The organism is Klebsiella sp. CSG-1 (genome assembly GCF_056521145.1).
Map to the genome: position 1 here is coordinate 1 of NZ_JBWNLD010000038.1, position 637 is coordinate 637.

The window sequence follows — 637 nt, forward strand, 5'->3', positions numbered from 1 at the left end:
TTCCGCCTACATGCTTAAACCGGGACAACCGTCGCCCGGCTAACATAGCCTTCTCCGTCCCCCCTTCGCAGTAACACCGAGTACAGGAATATTAACCTGTTTCCCATCGACTACGCCTTTCGGCCTCGCCTTAGGGGTCGACTCACCCTGCCCCGATTAACGTTGGACAGGAACCCTTGGTCTTCCGGCGAGCGGGCTTTTCACCCGCTTTATCGTTACTTATGTCAGCATTCGCACTTCTGATACCTCCAGCAACCCTCACAGGCCACCTTCAACGGCTTACAGAACGCTCCCCTACCCAACAACACATAGTGTCGCTGCCGCAGCTTCGGTGCATGGTTTAGCCCCGTTACATCTTCCGCGCAGGCCGACTCGACCAGTGAGCTATTACGCTTTCTTTAAATGATGGCTGCTTCTAAGCCAACATCCTGGCTGTCTGTGCCTTCCCACATCGTTTCCCACTTAACCATGACTTTGGGACCTTAGCTGGCGGTCTGGGTTGTTTCCCTCTTCACGACGGACGTTAGCACCCGCCGTGTGTCTCCCGTGATAACATTCTTCGGTATTCGTAGTTTGCATCGGGTTGGTAAGTCGGGATGACCCCCTAGCCGAAACAGTGCTCTACCCCCGAAGATGA

1 rRNA gene is annotated in these 637 nt (G+C 54.6%); it reads right to left on the minus strand.

Going from position 1 to position 637, the window contains the following annotated elements:
* Positions 1-637: ribosomal RNA gene (locus tag AC007G_RS28300) — 23S ribosomal RNA — on the minus strand; the annotation flags it as partial.